Here is a 17939-nt window from a genome sequence, read left to right on the forward strand (position 1 = left end):
TCCCACCGAACAATAGGGGTTCTCTGCTACACTTACAGCAAGCGAAAAGAAAGGGTGTTAGCTGTATTGAATTTAATCGAATTAGGGTGGAATGCCGATTGGCAGGAAGCTTTGGATGGAGCAGGAATTGAGGGCGCACAGGCGGGGCGGGTAGTGCTTGAACATAAACGGATGTACCGGGTATATACGGAAGACGGCGAAGTGCTGGCCGAAGTAAGCGGCAGTATGCGGTACCAGACCCGCAGCCGTGCTGACTACCCGGCCGTAGGGGACTGGGTCGCAGTCCGTGTGCGTGAGCAGGAAGGCCGTGCTACGATTCACGCTCTGCTGCCCAGGAAGAGTGCTTTCGTGCGCAAGGTGGCGGGCTCGGTTGTTGAAGAGCAGATCGTAGCCGCGAACGTGGATGTGATCTTCCTGATACTCGCGCTTAATGGCGATTTCAATTTGCGACGGCTCGAACGTTATCTCGTTATGGCGTGGGAAAGCGGCGCCTCGCCGGTCGTTATTCTGAGTAAAGCCGACCTTTGTGCGTCGGGTGAAGAAGTTGCCGTCCGCGTAGGCGAAACCGAGGCTGTGGCACCGGGAGTTCCGGTGCACGCCGTCTCTTCGCTGCTCGGAGCGGGCGTCGAGGAGCTTCGCGCAGCCTACCTGGGTGAGGGACGTACAGCCGCCGTGGCCGGATCATCCGGAGCCGGCAAATCGACGCTGATTAACGCGCTGCTCGGGCGTGAAGCGATGGAGACCGGCGGCATCCGTGAGGATGATGCCCGCGGCCGGCACACGACGACTCACCGTGAGCTTCTGCTCCTGCCGGGCGGCGGCGTGCTGATCGATACGCCGGGCATGCGGGAGTTGCAGCTGTGGGAGGCGGACAGCGGCCTCAGCGCATCATTTGGCGATGTGGAGTCGCTTGCCGGCAAGTGCCGCTTCCCGGATTGCAGTCACCGGAGCGAGCCGGGCTGCGCCGTTCAGCACGCGCTGCAGGAAGGGTCGCTTGACCACGGGCGGTACGACAGCTACGTCAAGCTTCAGAAGGAGTTGGCCTACCTTGCGCGCAAGGAGAACAAAGCTCTGCAGCATGCGGAGACGGACCGGTGGAAGAAGATCGCCAAAGAGATGAGGCGCAAACCGCCCAAATGACCGGGAGGAAACGCATACTGGCGCTTCGCACTTGACGGCATGGCAGAGCTGTAAGTCAGATCACGAACCTTTGCCTGCGAGGTTCACGGATAAGCAAGACGAGTATATAGAACCTTCAGTTCCACTCTTGCAGTGGTTTTGGAGGTTTTTTTCACGTGTTTAAGGAAAATTTTTATTCCCCTTAACAGCGGGTCGTAAATGCGGCTTGGTGTTTGTCCTGGGACTTATGTAGTGGCCGGCCGGGAAAAGCATGAGTCTGGAACAGGATATTTAATGGAAGTCCGGGGTACACGATTAGGCCGCCGTGACTATTTCCATAACAAGACAAATAAATGGAAAATATAGCCTTGTATTCAGGGAGCGGAAAGCATATATTCATAACGTTTACCAAGTAATCTTTGCTGTACCCTGTTTATTTATATAGATCATGGCTGAGCGGAGAGGAATAAAAGAATGAACAAAAAGTTTATGAATTCCCCGGTAATGTTTGCATTAGGGATGTTTGCGCTGATGGTGCCGACTCAGGCGTTCAGTTCGTTTTATAGCTACTTTTATGTCGAAAAATTAGGCCTGGGGGTCGGACTTGCTACTCTTGCACGTACGATTTATCTGATCTGGGATGCCCTCAACCAGCCTCTGTTCGGCTATTTATCCGATCGTACAAGAACGCGCTGGGGCAGGCGAAGACCGTGGATCTATGCATCCATTCCACTTTTTATGGCCACTTTTGTCATGGTATTTGCCGTTCCAGAAGGTCTGACCGAGACTTCCCTGTTTATCTGGTTTCTCGTGGCTTTGATTTTATTTGAAGGCGTTTCCACGATTCTTTGGGTGAATTACGGCGCCCTTTTCCCCGAACTGTTTAAAGGCGACCGGATGCGGGCTAAAGCTTCTGCCGTTCAGCAGGGCTTTCAAATTGTGGCTCTTCTCATCGGCGCTGCTCTGACTCCGCTTTTATTCGGTGCGATGGGTTTTGGCAGGATGGCGCTCGTATATGCATGCGTGTTTGCTCTGTTTATGTGTCTTTGTGTCCTGTTCATCCGAGAGAATGCGGATGCTGCCAAGGAAGAGCCGCTGCCTCTGCTGGTAGCTTTCCGGGAAACGTTTAAAAATAAACAGTTTTGGATCTTTAATATCGCGAATTCATTTGCCCAGACGGTTAACGGTTTGCTGGGATCTATGATCCCCTTCTATGCGAAATATGTACTCGGACTGCCGGAGTCTCAAGTGTCGCTCCTGCTGGCTTCCGTCTTTGTCCCGGTTATTCCGCTCGTTGCTGTCTGGTTCTGGGTAATCCGCAGATTCGGAAGCACCGTAGGCTGGCGCATCTCCTTAGGCGTGTATGCCTTAAGTGTTCTTCCGCTCGGGTTTGCTTTCAGCCTTGGAACCGGTATTGCAGCCGGAGCGATAGCAGGCTTTGGACTGGCAGGGTTTCTGGTCACACCCGCCGTCCTAAGCGGTCAAATTATCGACCGTGATTTTGAAGTAACCGGCCGCAGAAGAGAAGGCATGTATACGGCGGTCGGAGGATTTATTACCCGCTCCAGCGGGCTGCTTTCGGCGCTGGCCTTCTGGATTGTAGGCATGATGTTCGGCTATGTCAGCGGGGAGAATCCGGGGCCGGACCCCGCCGGAACTTTCCGTGTGCTGATCTCCGCAGTTCCGTTCTGCCTGCTTGTTGTCTCCGTTGTGGTATCCATGTTCTTCCGGACTGGCCAAAGAAGTGAAGAGAAGCCTCTGTAGGCTCCTTCTAGGCATAGGCGGAGTAAAACAGGGCTAGACCATAGGGCAATCATCAATAAAGCGTTAAGCGCCATGTTAGAGCTTGTTTAGCCCTTACCAAATGTGCGCGAAGGGCCGTCGGCATCAGTATGGTCAGAATCATAGCGGCATATAACGCTTTTTTTAATCCGTACAGGCCGGCTGCAGGCGGCGCTGGACAGATCCGCATGAAGACACCGTACATATACGGGCTGTAACAGGCCTTCGTTCACACATTTTTCCTTTTTTGAAAGGTTAATTACATATTGGGTTCGTATAATAAACTTAAGAGAACATGTAAAGGAGTGGGCGGCATGTCCCCAGTCTTCCTTCATCGGTTTCATAGATCCACCATTTACTTCACGGTATTTGTCCTGCTGACCTTGCTAGCTAACTTGACTGCGGTTCGTACGGTTACCTTGACGGCTGAGAATTCCGTGGTTGTCTACGCGATTTTATTTGATTTTATGCTTGCCATTCCCGTGTGTTATTGGCTGTTTATCCTGCGCAGGAAGGGGAAGTCTGTCTTGAAGGCGCTGCCCCTGACCTTTATCGGGGCTTTGGCTGCGTGGTTTATCCTGCCGGTTTCACTTAGGAGCACCGCGTGGGACATTATCTGGCCTATTGAATTTCTTATTATTTTTGTAGAGGTCTTGTTTGTCGGCTACGAGATCAGAGTCGTGTACAGGGTAGTAAAGCATTTTCGCCAAGTAATAAAGACAGAGCCGGACAGGGGCGAAGCACTGCGGATTACGGTTAAGGAGAAGCTGGGACAAGGCAAGCTCGCTTCTTTGCTTCTTCATGACGCCACCATGGTCTACTATCTATGTTTTTCGTGGCGCAGGAGAAAGACTTCCGCCCCAATTGAATCCGGAAATTCCTTCACCTATCACCGTACAACAGGACAAATTCTGCATGCCGCGATTTTTACTAAAATTTTGCTGATCGAAAGTGTCGTGATCCACCTGCTCATCCAGCAGTGGTCCCATATGGCAGCCTGGATTCTGACTCTGGCTAACCTATGGCTGCTCCTTCTATTATGGGCCGACTGCCGAGTCTCCGTTCTGAGACCTGTTCAGATCACTAAGGGTGTCCTCCGGCTCCGGTACGGACTTCGTATCCAGGCCGATATTCCCCTATGTGATATCGAATCGGCCGAAAGTGCCCGCGAGTATGCGCCGGATTCCAAGGAACAGCGGGATGCTGTGCTTCCGGTCCTGGCAACCGCCAATGTAAGGCTCAGGCTGAGCCGTCCTGCTTCCGCGCAATGCCTGTTATTTATGCCGCGCCACGTCAGCAGCATCTATTTGGCTCTCGATGAGCCGGATCTATTTATTCGTCAATTGCATGAGAAGATGAGCGAGCAAGCTGTTTCCGATTAATAGAAAAACGGTAGCCTTTTGCCCAGAGCTGCATATGTTGGGGTAGGAGGTGTTCGCTCATGCAGAAGCAAGAAGCGCAGGGGTTGTGTCAACAGCATAAATACCGGTATGTGCTCGTCCAACTGAATGACGGAACGATGCAGGATGGTTTTGTGGAAGACGTGGATGACAATTATGTATACTTAGCTGTGCCGTACGATGGAAGAGAAAACGGATCTGAGGATTCTAGAGCTTACGGGTACGGATGGGGCTACCCTGGATTCAGTTATTATCCGTATCCGTACCCGTATCCGCGGCGCCGGTTTTTCCGCCGGGCATTCCCGCTGGCCGCCCTTGCGGCACTGACTTTACTGCCTTTTTATTAATCTAGGCTCCGGGTGTGTATTGAGTGGAACCTTTCTTAAATAGGGAGAAGAATAGGGCCGCAGAGGAAATGCCGTATGCATTTTCTCTGCTTTTTTTATGCGGGCTTAAAATTAATTTTATAAGGTCCGGGCATTTTCTTTTTAGTGAATTATTCAGTATGATAACAAGATAGTCTTATCCATTTTCCAATAAAAATTATGAAGGAGGAATTGAATCGAATGGATTGCCTATTCTGTAAAATAATAGACGGCCAGATCCCGTCCAAAAAAGTGTATGAGGATGATGAAGTGCTTGCTTTTCATGATATCTCACCGGCTGCTCCCGTACATATTCTTGTTATCCCCAAAAAGCACATCGCCTCGATGAAGGACGCGTCCGGCGAGGACTGGGCACTGATTGGCTCCATACATAAAGCAGCGCAGCACATCGCCCGTGAACAGGGGATTGAGGAGAGCGGCTACCGGCTTATTAACAACTGCGGACCCGACAGCGGACAACTCGTTTATCATATTCATTATCACCTGCTCGGCGGCAAAAATCTGGGTCCTCTGGTAGCTTTGCATTAAACTGCGGGAAATGAAGTGAAATTAGCTTCACCTTTAGGTTGACACCTAGATTCGGTTTCCCCTATAATGAAGTTTGATGAACCGCTTTGATTGGACGGTCTGTTCGGAGGGAGGGAAAACTGGTGTCAGAAACTCGAGTTCGCAAGAATGAAACCATAGATGCTGCACTTCGCCGCTTTAAGCGTTCCATCGCTAAGGATGGCGTGTTAGCGGAGATTAAAAAGCGCAAGCACTACGAGAAGCCAAGCGTTAAGCGTAAGAAGAAATCTGAGGCTGCTCGTAAGAGAAAGTTCTAGGAGGCAACCAAAGTTCATGAGCTTAAGCGATCGTTTGAACGAAGATATGAAGCAAGCGATGAAGAGTCAAGACAAGTTTACACTCTCCGTAATCCGTATGGTAAAAGCAGCTATCAAGAATATCGAGATAGATACGCGTAAAACCTTAGATGACAATGAAGTGCTTGATGTTCTGAATCGTGAGGTCAAACAACGCAAAGATTCCCTCCAAGAATTTCAAAATGCCGGACGGGACGATTTGGCCGAAAGCCTTAAGGCTGAGATCGACATCCTAATGAAGTACCTGCCGCAGCAATTAACAGAGGAAGAAGTAAACGTAATTGTACAGCAGACCATCCAAGAAGTTGGCGCTTCCTCCAAAGCAGATATGGGAAAAGTTATGGCTGCTCTCATGCCCAAAGTAAAAGGACGGGCTGACGGCAAATTAGTTAACCAACTGGTACAACAAAACTTGTAATGCAAACAGGGTCGGGAGCAGTGATGCTTCCGGCCTTTTTTCATGACGCGGAGCGTAAATTAATGAAACGTTTCCAGCTTGGATAACGTATTGTACATAGACATACTGCGGGATATGACACAAGAAGGAGGGAATGCCATGTCGAAATTGCACAGGGCAGGTTCTGTCGGCGCAGCATCCTTGATGCTGTGTGCTTTAATGCCTGGCATTGCAGGGGCCGCCGCGTCTTCTGCAGCAGGTCCTACCGCCATAAGCGCCCTTGGGGGCTTTCTGACGCATCCTGTTGTGACGACACTGCTATTAATGATTGGCATTGTCGGAATCGGACTTGAATTGTTGTTTTGGACATCCGGTCTGCTTGGTACGGCGGGTGTACTCGGATTCGGATTGTACTTTCTCGGGAACTACTTAGCGGGAGGAGTGGGATCTTTGGATATCGGATTATTCGTACTAGGCGTCATTCTGCTGCTTCTTGAGCTGATCATACCAAGCTTTGGTATTCTGGGTATTGCGGGGACTATTTCGTTATTCAGCGGAGTTATTCTGGCGGCAGAGAGTCCTCAGGCTGCGGCATTGTCTCTTGCCATTGCATTCGTGATCGGACTCGTTTTACTGTTGTTGATTGTCAAAAAATTTCCGCAGCGCGGAATCTGGAACCGGCTCATTCTTAAAGAGGAACTGACTTCCGAGCAAGGTTTTGTATCCTCATCGTTCAAACTACATCTCATCGGACAAACAGGTACCTCACTGACTCCGCTTCGTCCGTCGGGCACGGCGCTGTTTGGCGAAGACCGGATCGATGTCGTGACGGAAGGCGGCTTCATCACGGCAGGCAAGTCGGTCCGTGTCGTTCATGTAGAAGGCAGCAGAGTTGTCGTCCATGAAGAGAAGGATGAACATCCTGCACAAATAGACTAATAGGCATAGAGAAGCAGTGATGTAAACAAAATGTAACTAACAAAGGGAGGTTTTAATGGAATGGAATCTTATTTTTACTTGCTTATAGCAGCGGTTGTGATTGTGCTGCTCATGGTATTCTTCACATTCGTACCGGTGATGCTCTGGATTTCAGCTTTGGCGTCGGGCGTGCGTATTTCAATCCTGACACTGGTGGCTATGAGGCTGCGCCGGGTCCTTCCGAGCCGGATTGTGAATCCGCTGATTAAGGCAATTAAGGCGGGGCTGGGTCTGAATATCAATCAGCTCGAGAGTCACTATCTTGCCGGCGGTAATGTGGACCGGGTCGTCAACGCGCTGATTGCTGCTCACCGTGCGGATATTAATCTGCCCTTTGAGCGTGCGGCAGCTATTGATCTTGCGGGACGTGATGTGCTTCAAGCGGTACAAATGAGCGTTAATCCCCGTGTGATTGAGACTCCTACCGTTTCTGCAGTAGCCAAAGACGGGATTGAAGTCAAAGTTATAGCGCGTGTAACGGTAAGGGCTAATATTGACCGTTTAGTCGGGGGTGCTGGAGAAGAGACGATTATTGCCCGTGTAGGGGAAGGAATCGTTACAACCGTCGGTAGCAGCGGTTCCCACAAAGACGTTCTTGAGAATCCGGATATGATTTCCCGTACGGTACTGGGCAAGGGTCTGGACGCGGGTACTGCGTTTGAGATTCTGTCCATTGATATTGCGGACGTTGATGTAGGCAAGAACATTGGTGCCCACTTGCAAACGGAACAGGCTGAAGCCGATAAGCGCATTGCTCAAGCCAAAGCAGAGGAACGCCGTGCGATGGCTGTAGCTCAAGAGCAGGAGATGAAAGCACGCGTCGTCGAAATGCAGGCTAAGGTTGTTGAAGCGGAATCTGAAGTCCCGCAAGCAATGGCGGAAGCTATGCGCGGCGGAAAGTTCGGGGTTATGGATTATATGAACTATAAGAATATCGACGCGGACACGAATATGCGCAGCTCCATCGGCAAAATGTCCGATGACGGAAAAGGACATGAGGAATGATACCCGTATTAACGGGATTTTCCGGCGGTCATAGGTTTAGCCTGCCGGACAGGAAGGAGGCGGGACCTTGGAACGTCTGATTGAATTCTTTTCGGCTAACTTTTTCTTTGTCGTTTTAATTGGAATTTTCCTGGTCTCGCTGCTTTCAGGCAAAAGAGGAAAGTCCGGTTCATCGAACCGGATGCCTGATTTCAGCGGCCAAGGGATGCCGTCTGCTCCTCGCCGGACCCCGGGGCGTTCCGGTTCTTCCGAGATGAACCGGGATACCGGGACCGGGATGTCAGGCTCCCGGACCAGTCAAGCGCAGCAGGAGAGGCGCAGTGCGTCCGAGGAGCAATTCCCGGACGGTTGGAGCTCGGCTGCTGATCCGTCGGCTGAGCGTGGCCGGGACGCCGCAGGCGCGGGCGTCGGCCGATCGGGGTTTGCTGCCTCGGGTACACGGCCGCGTGCGCCTCAGGAGCCCCCATCCTCGCCTGGCAGCATACCCGCGTCCAAAGACACTCTGCATCCGCGTCATGCGGTGCAGGGGGCCATCTGGGCCGAAATACTCGGCCCGCCGCGGGCCAAAAAGCCGTTCCGCCGGTAATACCGGCTGGAACGGCTTTTTTTTGTGTCCGTCACGGTGTCCGTCACGGTGTCCGTCACGGTGTCCGTCACGGTGTCCGTCACGCCGTGCTAATTTTGCCTAGCTCCAACTTTTTAGAAACATTGCAGGCAATAAGCTCATAAAACGTTCCGGCGCCGCATAGATTGGAAAAAGCAGCGGTCTAAAAAGCATGTCTTTAGAACATACGCCTGCATGCTTATGCACTGACGGGCAATGGCTGGGAGGGACGAGAGAGGATGCGCCGGCTCACGCAAAAGTGGAAGCAACTGACCGCCAATATGCTCGACCTGCCTCAGGATGTCGTACAAGACATCCCAAGGATTACGATGATTGGCAATGTCCAGCTGTATGTGGAGAACCACTGCGGCGTCCTTCATTTCTCAAGCGAAATGCTGCGCCTGCAGCTGACGAAAGGAAGGCTGGAGGTAACCGGTCAAGAACTGGTTATTCGCGCCATTTTGTCCGAGGAAGTATTGATCGAGGGGATTATAGCAGACATCAAATATATGCCGTAAACCGGATTGGAAAGGGGCGCTTCGGGTGCAATCGGAAGTGATGCGGTGGATTCGGGGTTATGTCAGACTTGAGATGCAGGGCAGAAGCAGTGCGGAACTCATTAACCGGGCGCTGGCACAAGGTTTCGCTTTATGGGATATAAGGGTATCAGGTGAAGACAAGGTGCAGATCAGCATTCCCGGCCGGGATGCACTGCGTCTTCGTCCGCTTTTGAAAGAGACAGGCTGCCGTATGCGTGTGCAAAAACGCGAAGGCCTTCCTTTCGCCGTGAGAAAATGGTCCAAGCGTAAGACCTTTGCCATTGGTGCTGTCCTGTTTGTTGCTGCGCTTTATTTGCTTTCTTCCTTTGTCTGGAACGTAAAGGTCGAAGGTAACGTATCAATAAGGACACAGGCGATTCTGGATGCAGCCAAGCAGGAGGGACTTTATCCTTATCAATGGAAGCCTCGCTTGCCGGATTCCGAGAAGCTCTCTTATCAGCTCCAGACACGTCTGGAGGGGACATCCTGGGTAGGTGTTGAAATTAACGGGACGCAGGTGATCATTAAGGTCGTCGAAGCGGACAAACCTGAAGAAAAGCCTCTGGTGAGCCCGCGTAATCTGATAGCGGGCAAGCATGCGGTGGTGACGGAAATTCAGGCTAAGAAAGGACGCCCGCTAGTTCAGCCCAATACCTATGTCCGTAAAGGGGACGTGCTTATTTCGGGTACGCTAGGGGATGAAACTCACCAATCTATTGTGGTTGCAGACGGATATGTTAAAGGCATCGTCTGGTATGTATCGAAGATTGAGGTTCCGCTGGTTCAAACTTATCAGACCTATACGGGAGAGAGCAAAACGCGGCGCTACCTTGTTCTGGGTTCCCAAGGCATTCAAGTGAGCGGTTACGGCAAGCTGCCTTTCGAGCAATACGTGACAGTTCCCGAGCATACAACCTTGCAATGGCGCTCATTCAAGCTCCCGGTAGGATGGCTGAACGAGAAGCTTCTGGCCTCGGAGACGGTTGAACGACAGATGGAACCGGCTGAAGCCAAAGGAATGGGAATGGAGCAGGCCCGCGCAGATATTTTATCGGAAGGCGGACGAGAAGCGCGCATCGTCAGCGAAAAAATTTTGCATGAAAAAACAGAGAATGGTAAAGTTTATATGGAAGTACATTTTGAGGTAGAAGAATTTATTATGCAAGAGCAACCTATCGTAAAGCAAGGAGAATGAGACCTTTTGGGAGAATACGCAAAGACTGTTAAATTAGAGTTGTCTAACACATCGGAAGCTCAGGCCGTATTCGGTCCACAGGACCGCTTTCTGCACCTGATCGAACAGGAAATGAACGCAAGGATTTTCACGCGTGATGCAGAGCTTACGATCCAGGGAAGCACGGAGGAAGTCCGTAAACTGGAGCACTTATTCGAAGTGCTGCTGGAGTTGGTGCGCAACCAATATCCGCTGACAGAGCGCGATGTTCTGTATGCGGTGGAACTTGCTAAACAAATGAAAGCGGACCAGCTGTTGGAACTTTTCAAGGGAGAAATCACCACAACCTTTAAAGGGAAGCCTATCCGTGTCAAAACGATTGGACAAAAACAGTATGTTTCTACTATACAAAAGAAAGATATTGTATTCGGGATCGGACCGGCGGGTACGGGGAAGACGTATCTGGCGGTTGTTCTTGCCGTTAAAGCCCTTAAGGAATCCAGAGTAAAGCGCATTGTATTGACACGCCCTGCCGTAGAAGCGGGAGAAAGTCTGGGATTCTTGCCGGGTGACCTGCAGGAAAAGGTTGACCCTTATTTGCGGCCGTTGTATGATGCTCTTAACGACGTGCTGGGACCTGAACAGGTTGCTAAATCCCTGGAACGCGGCTTGATTGAAATCGCTCCACTGGCTTATATGCGCGGGCGTACGCTTGATGATTCGTTTATTATTCTGGATGAAGCGCAGAATACGACGCCCGAGCAGATGAAAATGTTTCTGACCCGTCTTGGATTCGGTTCGAAGATGGTCGTTACCGGTGATGTGACACAGATCGATTTGCCCCGCGGCAAAACTTCAGGTTTAATTGAAGCTCAGCGCATTCTGAACGGCATTGAAGAACTTGGTTTTATCACCTTCGCGGAGCAGGATGTTGTCCGTCATTCCTTGGTTCAAAAAATCATCGTCGCTTATAATGACGACTCGCCAATATCGGGTTGATTTACGGGAACGAAGAGGCAAGAGAGGAATGACCTTCATCATGAAAAAAGAAGTGACCATGCAGGATTTCAAAACAAGTAATAACAAGCTAAGCGGCTGGAGGACAAGTTTTCCGGCACGCTTGCTTCTGCTTTTCGCCCTTGTATTGATTTGCTATGTATCTTTGTTCTCAAGGCTTGTCCCGCAGACATTTGATATCACGCTGGGTTCAACTGCCGAGAGAACCATCTATGCGCCCAAGCAGCTCGAGAATTCAGTAGCTACAGAGAAAGCCAAGGAAGATGCGGCCAAGAAAGTGCCTCCGGTTTATAAAGTCGTTAATCTTCGCAATGAAGCTATGGTGGAATCAATCTATAACCGCATCCAGCAAATTAATGCAGATCCGGATGTAAAGTTTGAAGATAAGGTAAACGTATACCGTACAGCTATAACGATTATCATAGCGGACACAGAGAAACAGGCTCTTAGAAGTATAAGCGACAGTAATTTCGATAACCAGGCCTTTATTGATGAAATCAGAACCAAACTAAGTGAACAGCAGTACCGGATTCCGGAAGAGGTTTATTACAAATTCCCTCGTCTGACGAAGGAAGATGTGGCTGCAATGATTCCTATTACCCGGGAAATTGTTTCCAAACTAATGATTGACCAGGTTACTGACGCGCAGACGGCCAGAGCCAAAGTCGCGGAGCTTGTCAATTCCTCCGATCTTTCGAAGAATACTCTTCGTGAACTTGTGCAGGAGATTGTCCGCGTTGTTATTACTCCGAACAAATTTCTGGATCAGAAAGCAACGGAAGATAAACGTGCGCAAGAGCGTGAAACTGTGAAACCTGTTTATATCAATCAGGGTGATGTAATAGTCAGTAAAGGCGATATAATCACGGACGAGATTTATAAACGCCTCAAAACTGCGGAGCTTTTGAAAGAAAAGGCGAATTATTGGCCTCATGTCGGCCTGATGCTTCTGGTGTTTATTCTAACCATGATGATTTATTTGTTTATACGCCAAAGCACACTTTCTATAAGAACGAACAATGCCCAATTGCTCATGTTTGTGCTGATCTTTGCCATTAATATTCTGACCATGAAAGTAGTGGCGCTGGGCCAGAATCCCGAATATCCTTATATCGGTTATTTGGCGCCTGTGGCGATCGGCAGCATGCTGATTACGATCTTGCTGAACAGTCAGCTTGCTTTTGTCGCGAGCGTGTTGTTCAGCATCATGTCGAGTATTATTTTCAATATGCACGGTACTCAATTGTTTGATTACCGTTACGGTCTAGTGACGCTAGTAATCTGCTTTGCTTCCGTCTTCGTGATTCAAAAGGCAAGCCAGCGTTCTAGTATTTTGAAAGCTGGAATAGTCATTTCCTTTATTGCGATGATGACGATCATCTCGCTGATTCTGCTGGAGGATAGTATTACCCGCAGGGACATGCTATTTTCACTTTCTTTCGCAGCGGCGAGCGGTATTCTTACAGCGGTATTCGTGATCGGGCTGCTGCCTTTTTTTGAAACAGCATTTGGTATCCTTTCACCGCTGAAGCTCGTAGAGCTTTCCAATCCCAATCATCCGCTGCTGAGGAAGCTGCTTACGGAAACTCCGGGTACCTATCATCACAGCATCATGGTAGGGAATCTGGCGGAATCAGCCGCCGAGTCAATTGGTGCAGACGGCCTATTATGCCGGGTAGGATCTTATTATCATGACATCGGGAAGACCAAACGGCCGAGTTATTTTATCGAGAATCAGACGAACATTGAGAATCCGCACGATAAAATCGAACCGGCTCTTAGCAAATCGATTATAACGGCACATGCCCGCGATGGTGTAGAAATGTTGAAGGAATATAACATTCCTAAACCCATTCGCGATATTGCTGAGCAGCACCATGGAACGACACTGCTGACTTTCTTCTATCACAAAGCAAGGAAGCAGGCGGAAGAAGAAGGCCGTGAGGTTGAAGAACTGGACTTCCGTTATGAAGGGCCAAAAGCTCAGTCGAAGGAAGCGGCTGTCGTCGGCATTGCGGACTGTGTAGAAGCTGCTGTCAGGTCCCTGCGCAATCCGACAATTGAACAAATCGATACGATGGTGCGCAAAATTATTAAATCAAGACTGGACGACGGGCAATTTAACGATTGTGATCTCACCTTGAAAGAACTGGATACAATTGCCAAAACGCTGAATGAGTCTCTGCTTGGTATTTTCCATTCACGGATTGAATATCCAAGCGAACTTCCTGCCAAAGCAAAATAGCATTCGAAGACGAACCCATTAGGAGGGATAGTAGTGGCATTAGTATTAGCATGGAACGATGAACAAGATGTTTTGCCGGTTGATCCTAAATTTGCGGACAAGTTGAAAGAATTATTACGTCTGGCCGGTAAGGCGGAAGGCATTGAGGACGGAGAAGTCGCCTTAACCTTTGTGGACGATGAGAGCATACATGAGTTGAACCGGACATACAGGGGCATTGACCGTCCGACAGACGTTTTGTCTTTCGCCATGCTGGAGAAGGGTGAAGACGAGATCGCTATTATTTACGGAGAAGAAGAGGAAGATGAGGATGTAGCATCTGATTCTGAAAATACAGAAGATGAAGAAGGTTTTGAAGAACCGTTAGGGGATATCGTTATTTCTGTGCCGCGGGCTGCTGCCCAAGCAGAGGAGTACGGACATTCCGTGGAACGCGAACTTGGCTTTCTGTTTGTCCACGGATTCCTGCATCTGGTAGGCTATGATCACGACAATGAAGAGGCTGAACAGCAAATGTTCGCTAAGCAGGAGCAAATTCTGCAGCAAGCGGGGCTTACCCGTTGAGTTCTTTCCGTCGCTTTCTGCGGGGTTTCCGCTTCGCATACGAAGGAATTAAATATGCGTTTGATACTCAGCGCAATATGAAGTTTCATTTTTTGGTCGCTTTTCTGGTCTTTCTCGCATCGGTAATTTTAGGTCTGCCTCATTGGGACGTGCTCTTTCTTCTGCTGGCAGTAGTGCTGGTGGTGATGACCGAACTAATCAACACCGCAGTGGAGAAAGCGGTTGATCTGGCCATGCCCGAGCAGCATCCCTTGGCCAAAATCGCTAAAGATACAGCCGCCGGGGCCGTGCTGGTAGCAGCGTTATTCGCAGTTGTTGTCGGGATGGTCGTCTTCTACGGACCGGTAGACCGGTTATTGCGACAAGCGCAAAGCACTGCTTCTGCCAACATGCCCGGCATGGTATGGACCTTAGTCGCACTCGTTATGCTCGTGACTCTCGTTATTGAAACGCGTTTCAGCGACAGGGGCAAGCTGGTGAGACCTAGTCTGCTATCGGCGGTATTAACCGCACTGGCAACCTTGATCTCTTCCCTGTCCGGCCAAACGATTGTTACCCTGCTTTCTTATACTCTAGCGGGACTTGCTCTTATGGTCCTGGCGGAGAAAAAGCATAGAGCCCTGCCCTCAATGCTGCTGGGAGCTGTGATCGGCATTGCCATCACGCTGATCGCATGGATGTGGCGAGGATGGGGCTGAATTCACGGAAGCTCATGCAGATGTTTACGGCCGTAGTCGCACTTCAAGGTGGACACGGCTCTTTTATATCATGAAGAATAATCTTTTACGAGCAATAGGAGGAACAATAACAGCATGACTAAAGAAAAATTCAAATCGGGTTTCGTTTCTATTATTGGACGTCCCAACGTAGGTAAATCAACCTTAATGAACCAGGTTATCGGCCAGAAAATCGCCATCATGTCAGATAAACCGCAAACCACGCGGAACAAAATTCATGGTGTGTACACAACAGATCAGTCGCAGATTGTATTCCTTGATACGCCGGGGATACACCGGCCTAATTCGAAGCTGGGCGATTATATGATGAAAGTGGCTCACGGAACATTAAGTGAAGTGGATGCGATTCTTTTCCTGGTCGATGTGGCGGAAGGAATTGGCGGCGGAGACCGCTATATCATTGAACAGCTGAAGTCCATCAAGACGCCGGTTATTCTAATTCTTAATAAGATAGATCAGGTCCATCCGGAACAGCTCCTGCCTATCATTACAACCTATAAAGATCTGTATAATTTTGCAGAGATCGTACCGGTATCTGCTCTTCTAGGCAACAATGTAACGACTATGCTCGATCAGATTGTCCGTTATTTACCGGAAGGGCCTCAATATTACCCGGCTGACCAGCTTACGGATCATCCCGAACAGTTTGTATGTGCAGAGCTGGTTAGGGAGAAAATTCTGCATCTCACACGGGAAGAAATCCCGCATTCCATTGCGGTAGCTATTGAGGACATGAAGGTAGAACCAAATGGAGTTGTGCATATTTCGGCTGTTATTTACGTGGAACGTGATTCCCAGAAAGGAATCATTATCGGCAAGCGTGGTGCCCTGCTCAAAGAAATAGGCAAGCAGGCCAGACATGATATCGAAACGCTGCTTGGCTCCAAAACATTCCTTGAATTATGGGTCAAGGTTAAAAAAGATTGGCGGAACCAGGAACGTGTTCTGCGTGATTTGGGCTTCCGTAACGAATAAATTCGCCGCACCTGCGGTTGTTCCATTAATTGCTTCGTATAATCTGCTTCGGCAGGCTCATCTTAAGGGTAATCATCAATAATTGAGATTCCAGGAGAGGATGATCCGCATGAGAGATTTTACGTGGCAATATTTCTGTACAACCGGAGATGTAGATGCCTATATGCTCTACAAAGATTTGACTCCAAGTTCCGATACCGGTGCGGAAGAGTCTGAAACGTTCGAGCGGATGGCATTGGAGCCGGTTGAAGCCTGAGGAACACATAAGAACGTGAGACTGGTTCACGCTTCGGGGAAGGAAGCGCATGAATAATGCTGAACCGTGTGCAAGGGATTGTGCTTCGTAGTATGGACTATGGAGAAGGCAATAAAATCATAACGCTGTATACGCGTGAACTCGGTAAAGTGGGGGTTATGGCGCGCGGAGCTAAGAAAGTGAAAAGCAGGCTCGGTGCCGTAACCCAGTTGTTTACCAATGGAGATTACGTATTTTTCAGACAAGGCCAGCAGCTCGCATCACTTAATAGCGGCGAAATCATTGAGCCCCATCATAAGCTCAGAGAAGATCTTTACAAATCTGCGTACGCTTCCTATTTGGTCGAAATGGTCGATCGTATGTTAGGAGAGGAAGACCGCAGTTTATTCTTGTTTGACCAGCTGGAAGCAGGTTTACTGGCTATTGAACAGGACAAGGATATGCAAATTGTCGCGCATGTTTTTGAACTCAAAATGCTGGCATTGGCAGGGTATACGCCGATTCTGGATAGATGTGCCTCCTGCGAGCGTACTGATGAGCTGTCGGCTTTCAGTGTCAGTCTTGGAGGAGCCGCCTGCATCAATTGCCGCAGGCAGGATCACTACGCGGCTCCAGTGGCGGACAGCACCCTCAGGCTGATGAGGCTTTTGCAGCAAGTTGACTTACGCAGAATCGGTAACGTGAACGTGAAAGACTCGACTAAAGCGCAGCTCAAGCATTCCATGCGGCTTTATATGGATGCACATGTAGGTATTAAGTGGAAAGCACGGAGCTTCCTAGATCAGATGGATAAATACGATTTGTAGGTTTGACTTTTGTAAGTTCATTCCCTATAGTAAGTGGATATGGTTTATACGGAAATGGATGCTCGTTCATAGATGCAAGCCGTGGGTGAAACTTGAGGAAGAATTTCTTAATCTTCTCGTATCCGGGATGCCTTGGCATTCGAAGCTCCCGACGGTTCTTTTGTCGTCCTTTCCGTCAATTGGTACAGGGAGGGAAACCTATGAATTCAACAAACAACCCGGTTATCGTCTATGTGGTCTCCGATGCCATTGGAGAGACGGGCGAATCGGTTGTCAATGCAGTTGCCTTACAATTTTACCCTGCGCCTATTATTATCGAACGAGTGCCTTTTGTTCACGATAAGCAAGAGATCGACAGACTTCTCGATAAAGTATCCAAGCAGCAGGGAGTTATTGCTTTTACGCTGGTTATACCTGAATTACGTGATTATTTAACGACCCGGGCTGAACAGGCCGGGTTTGCTTTCGTTGATTTGCTCGGACCGCTCATCCATACATTCGAGAAAGCTTTCAATCGGAAAGCCAGTCATCTGCCTGGTGGGAACCATCCCCTGGACGAAGATTATTTCCGCAAAGTCGAAGCTATCGAGTTTGCTGTTAAGTACGATGACGGCCGTGATTTTAGCGGGGTTGTCAAAGCGGATATCGTTCTGGTCGGCGTATCCCGCACGTCCAAAACACCGTTATCCATGTACTTAGCCCACAAAAAATATAAAGTGGCTAACGTGCCGCTCGTGCCTGAAATGCAGCCTCCCGACATTATCTTCCGTGTACCTAATAATAAGGTTATCGGACTTCTTATTGATCCCGATAAATTAAATGCGATCCGCAGGGAAAGGCTGCGTACCCTTGGATTAGCTTCCAATGCAACTTATGCCAATGCGGAACGTATTAAAAAAGAGTTGGATTTTGCAAGGAAAGTATTGGACCGGATTGGATGCAAGGTGATCGATGTGTCGAACCGCGCAGTCGAAGAAACGGCCAGTCTTGTTCTCGAACACATCCGGCGCAGCCCTAATTTATCTTAAGCACATAAGAGGCAGGATTTTTCGGGTGTTCCGCGTATATAATAGTACGGAAGAACTTAAGTAA

At 49.4% G+C, this 17939-nt stretch carries 20 protein-coding genes; all 20 read left to right on the top strand.

Annotation, left to right across the window (positions count from 1 at the left end):
* The first annotated feature begins 66 nt into the window (after positions 1-66).
* Positions 67-1140, top strand: coding sequence for a ribosome small subunit-dependent GTPase A (gene rsgA / locus AR333_RS05960; protein WP_068775145.1), 1074 nt, complete (start codon positions 67-69; stop codon positions 1138-1140).
* A 453-nt stretch (positions 1141-1593) separates the two neighbouring features.
* The gene (locus tag AR333_RS05965; protein WP_068774370.1) at positions 1594-2883 is read left to right on the top strand and encodes an MFS transporter; all 1290 of its coding nucleotides are present in this window, start codon (positions 1594-1596) and stop codon (positions 2881-2883) included.
* Between the two features lie 332 nt (positions 2884-3215).
* Complete coding sequence (locus tag AR333_RS05970; RefSeq protein ID WP_068774371.1) at positions 3216-4283, top strand: hypothetical protein; 1068 nt, start codon at positions 3216-3218, stop codon at positions 4281-4283.
* A gap of 59 nt (positions 4284-4342) precedes the next feature.
* Positions 4343-4648, top strand: a complete 306-nt coding sequence (locus tag AR333_RS05975) for a hypothetical protein (RefSeq protein ID WP_068774372.1) — start codon at positions 4343-4345, stop codon at positions 4646-4648.
* Positions 4649-4867: 219 nt separating this feature from the next.
* Entirely contained in the window at positions 4868-5215 is a 348-nt protein-coding gene (locus AR333_RS05980) for a histidine triad nucleotide-binding protein (RefSeq protein WP_068774373.1), read from the top strand.
* Positions 5216-5337: 122 nt separating this feature from the next.
* On the top strand, positions 5338-5511 hold the full coding sequence (gene rpsU, locus AR333_RS05985) for a 30S ribosomal protein S21 (RefSeq protein ID WP_024094532.1): 174 nt from the start codon (positions 5338-5340) through the stop codon (positions 5509-5511).
* A 16-nt stretch (positions 5512-5527) separates the two neighbouring features.
* On the top strand, positions 5528-5968 hold the full coding sequence (locus AR333_RS05990) for a GatB/YqeY domain-containing protein (RefSeq protein ID WP_068774374.1): 441 nt from the start codon (positions 5528-5530) through the stop codon (positions 5966-5968).
* 138 nt (positions 5969-6106) lie between these two features.
* Positions 6107-6886, top strand: coding sequence for an NfeD family protein (locus AR333_RS05995; RefSeq protein WP_068774375.1), 780 nt, complete (start codon positions 6107-6109; stop codon positions 6884-6886).
* 60 nt (positions 6887-6946) lie between these two features.
* Positions 6947-7930: a flotillin-like protein FloA gene (gene floA / locus AR333_RS06000; protein WP_068774376.1), complete on the top strand. Its 984-nt coding sequence runs from the start codon at positions 6947-6949 to the stop codon at positions 7928-7930.
* A gap of 67 nt (positions 7931-7997) precedes the next feature.
* Positions 7998-8516: a hypothetical protein gene (locus AR333_RS06005; RefSeq protein ID WP_068774377.1), complete on the top strand. Its 519-nt coding sequence runs from the start codon at positions 7998-8000 to the stop codon at positions 8514-8516.
* Between the two features lie 257 nt (positions 8517-8773).
* The gene (gene yqfC / locus AR333_RS06010; RefSeq protein WP_068774378.1) at positions 8774-9052 is read left to right on the top strand and encodes a sporulation protein YqfC; all 279 of its coding nucleotides are present in this window, start codon (positions 8774-8776) and stop codon (positions 9050-9052) included.
* A gap of 25 nt (positions 9053-9077) precedes the next feature.
* Positions 9078-10268, top strand: coding sequence for a sporulation protein YqfD (yqfD, locus tag AR333_RS06015; protein WP_068774379.1), 1191 nt, complete (start codon positions 9078-9080; stop codon positions 10266-10268).
* A gap of 6 nt (positions 10269-10274) precedes the next feature.
* Entirely contained in the window at positions 10275-11246 is a 972-nt protein-coding gene (locus AR333_RS06020) for a PhoH family protein (protein ID WP_068774380.1), read from the top strand.
* Positions 11247-11286: 40 nt separating this feature from the next.
* Positions 11287-13509, top strand: coding sequence for an HD family phosphohydrolase (locus AR333_RS06025; protein ID WP_068775146.1), 2223 nt, complete (start codon positions 11287-11289; stop codon positions 13507-13509).
* Positions 13510-13542: 33 nt separating this feature from the next.
* Positions 13543-14073 (top strand): rRNA maturation RNase YbeY, encoded by a 531-nt coding sequence (gene ybeY, locus AR333_RS06030; RefSeq protein WP_068774381.1) that lies wholly within the window; start codon positions 13543-13545, stop codon positions 14071-14073.
* Entirely contained in the window at positions 14070-14771 is a 702-nt protein-coding gene (locus AR333_RS06035; protein WP_068774382.1) for a diacylglycerol kinase, read from the top strand. The genes ybeY and AR333_RS06035 overlap by 4 nt, the downstream gene beginning before the upstream one ends.
* Positions 14772-14885: 114 nt before the next feature.
* Positions 14886-15785 carry a GTPase Era gene (gene era, locus AR333_RS06040; protein WP_068774383.1) on the top strand — a complete coding sequence of 300 codons (900 nt, stop codon included), beginning with the start codon at positions 14886-14888 and terminating at the stop codon, positions 15783-15785.
* 109 nt (positions 15786-15894) lie between these two features.
* Positions 15895-16041 (top strand): YqzL family protein, encoded by a 147-nt coding sequence (locus AR333_RS24205; RefSeq protein WP_084783515.1) that lies wholly within the window; start codon positions 15895-15897, stop codon positions 16039-16041.
* 56 nt (positions 16042-16097) lie between these two features.
* Positions 16098-16847, top strand: a complete 750-nt coding sequence (gene recO, locus AR333_RS06045; protein ID WP_068774384.1) for a DNA repair protein RecO — start codon at positions 16098-16100, stop codon at positions 16845-16847.
* A 200-nt stretch (positions 16848-17047) separates the two neighbouring features.
* Positions 17048-17875 (top strand): pyruvate, water dikinase regulatory protein, encoded by an 828-nt coding sequence (locus AR333_RS06050; protein WP_068774385.1) that lies wholly within the window; start codon positions 17048-17050, stop codon positions 17873-17875.
* Positions 17876-17939 lie beyond the last annotated feature (64 nt).

This window comes from Paenibacillus sp. FJAT-26967, assembly GCF_001541095.1.
Taxonomy (GTDB): Bacteria; Bacillota; Bacilli; order Paenibacillales; family NBRC-103111; genus Paenibacillus_F.